This is a genomic window from Bradyrhizobium sp. CCBAU 45384, from assembly GCF_028128665.1.
Lineage (GTDB): Bacteria > Pseudomonadota > Alphaproteobacteria > Rhizobiales > Xanthobacteraceae > Bradyrhizobium > Bradyrhizobium manausense.
The window spans coordinates 1-2,564 of the sequence record NZ_LBIZ01000055.1 but is presented as its reverse complement, the minus strand read 5'-3'; the positions used below and the strand labels follow the sequence as shown (position 1 = coordinate 2,564).

The following is a 2,564-nucleotide window of genomic DNA, read 5'->3' as shown; positions in this document are numbered from 1 at the left end:
TGGAGAGCCCCGTCCTGAGAATCGAGGTGTTGCAACCCTCACTCAGGAAGGAGCTCTCCATGAGCGATACCAACACAGTCAGTCCGCTGCGTCAGCGTATGATCGAAGACATGGCTGGGCGCAAGCTCAACCCGCACACTCAGCGTGGCCACATTTACAGTTGCAGGCGGTTCGCCACCTGGCTCAAACGCTCGCCCGATACGGCGACGGCCGACGAGGTGCGCCGATTTCAGCTGCACCTGATCGAGAGCGGGATGAGCATCTGCAACCGCAATCGGATCATGACCGGGGTGCGGTTCTTGTTCCGCGTCACGCTACGTCGTCACGATCTGGCGGCCGAGGTCTGGCACATCAAGGAGCCCGAGAGGCTGCCGCCGGTGCTGAGCCCCGAGGAGGTCAAGCGTGTCCTGACCATGGCGACGAGCCTGAAGGCGCGGGCGATGCTGACCCTGGCCTATGGTTGCGGATTGCGCGCCGGCGAGGTGGTGCGGCTGCGGGCGGGCGACATCGACAGCGAGCAAAAGATCATCCGCATTGTGCAGTCGAAGGGCCGCAAGGACCGGCACGTGATGCTGCCGCTAGAGGTCCTGAAGCTGTTGCGGCAATGGTGGAAGGCGGGGCCGAGCGCGTCCAACAACGGCGTCGCGCCCGAACAGCGCTGGCTGTTTCCCGGTCGCAGTCAACGTCAGCCACTGACCACGCGTCAGTTCAGCCGGTTGTTCAAGGAGGCCGCCAAAGCCGCGGGGCTGCGCAAGACGGTCCCGCTGCATTCGCTTCGCCACAGCTTCGCGACCCACCTGCTCGAGCGCGGCAGGGACATTCGCGTGATCCAGGCGTTGCTCGGACATTCCAAGCTTGAGACGACAGCCCGCTACAGTCGCGTGGCGATCGGACTGATTGCCAAGATCGAGAGCCCGCTCGAGGGCCTAAGCGCGCCGCGCCGCCGCCGGCGACAGCGAGACAGTGAGGAGCCGCCAGCGCCGTAGCGCCGCCGGCCGTGGCTCGGCCAGTTCTGGAGGTCGCGGACATCCTCCGCGATCACGGCTCTGCTTGGCGTGACGCCAATCAGGGGCATGTGAGCCTCGGGCAATTGAAGGTGATGAGTGCGATCGAGCGCTGTCGCACGGCGGCGCTCGGCGGCCATGTCGCACGCTGCGAGAACGCGGCGTGCGGCCATACCGAGGTCGCCTACAACTCCTGCGGCAACCGGCATTGTCCGAAGTGCCAGGGTGCGGCGTCACGCCGATGGCTGGCCGACCGCGAAGCGGAGCTGTTGCCGGTGCCGTATTTTCACGTCGTCTACACGCTGCCCAGCGAGTTGCGTGACATCGCCTACCAGAACAAGCGCGTGATCTATAATCTGCTGATGAAGGCAGCGGCCGAGACGACGCTCGCCATCGCAAGCGATCCCAAGCGCCTCGGCGCGCGCATCGGTATCACGGCCGTGCTGCACACCTGGGGCTCGGCGCTCACCCATCATCCGCACGTGCATATGATCGTGCCGGGTGGAGGGCTCTCGCTCGATAACACGCGATGGATCGCCGCGCGCTCCAATTTCCTCGTCCATGTCAACGTGCTGGCGCGCCTGTTCCAGGGCAAAATGCTGGCGATGCTCGTGCATGCGCACGACGCCGGCGAGCTAAAGTTCTTCAATACCCATGCCGGACTCACCGACAAGACAACGTTCAAGCGCTTCATCGCCCCGCTGCGGCGCATCAAGTGGGTGGTCTATTGCAAGGCCCCGTTCGCGGGGCCCGCGCAGGTGCTGCGTTATCTGTCCCGTTACACCCATCGTGTCGCCATCTCCAACCGCCGCCTCGTTGCAGCCGACGACGAAGCGATTGCGTTCCGCTGGAAGGACTATCGCCTCAACGGCGCCAACCGCTGGAAGACGATGCGGCTTCACCCGCACGAGTTCATCAGGCGGTTCCTGCTGCACGTGCTGCCCAAGGGCTTCCACCGCATCCGCCACTACGGGCTCTTTGCCAACGCCAACCGCGCCCAGAGCATCGCGACAGCCCGCGCACTCCTCAACGTCGCCCCGCCGGCCGCCGACCCGCAAGAGCAGCCGGATATCGCGACGGACACGCCACGTGTGCTGCCGTGCCCATGCTCGCGCTGTGGCGCCCGCATGATCGTGATCGAGGTGTTCGCCCGCGGCTGCCAGCCGAGCTGGCGGCCGACACTGATCAGGATCGACACGTCATGACCAAGACCTCCTGTGAGCGTTGCTGTTGTCCTGCTCCGATGCGCTGGCTAAATGCTGGCGGCGCTCTCGTTCAACCCAGCGGCATCCATCAGTGCGCACATCGCGCATTGGTGCGCTCCGAACGCCCGCCCAAAAGCCTAATGCACTCTCCTGAACTGCCCTACGTCCGGACACGCAGGTCCAATCCTGTCGCCGTCACGTCTATCATCGAGCCCGACGCCGGCATTAAATCCCCATAGCGCTCGCTGCTTAGCCGGTGCTCAACTTCCCGCGACTTCGTGCCTTGGCGCTTTTTGGACGCCGGTCAGTTCGGCGTGCGGAGCCTCTTTGTCGCCGGCGTCCAAAAACCTGCACA

The 2,564-nt window shown here is 64.7% G+C and carries 2 protein-coding genes; both read left to right on the top strand.

Going from position 1 to position 2,564, the window contains the following annotated elements; translation table 11 throughout:
* Positions 1 to 59: 59 nt before the first annotated feature.
* Positions 60 to 986, top strand: coding sequence for a tyrosine-type recombinase/integrase (locus tag XH80_RS03015; protein ID WP_271597273.1), 927 nt, complete (start codon positions 60 to 62; stop codon positions 984 to 986).
* Positions 987 to 997: 11 nt separating this feature from the next.
* Positions 998 to 2,209: an IS91 family transposase gene (locus XH80_RS03010; protein ID WP_271597272.1), complete on the top strand. Its 1,212-nt coding sequence runs from the start codon at positions 998 to 1,000 to the stop codon at positions 2,207 to 2,209.
* The last annotated feature ends 355 nt before the right edge of the window (positions 2,210 to 2,564 follow it).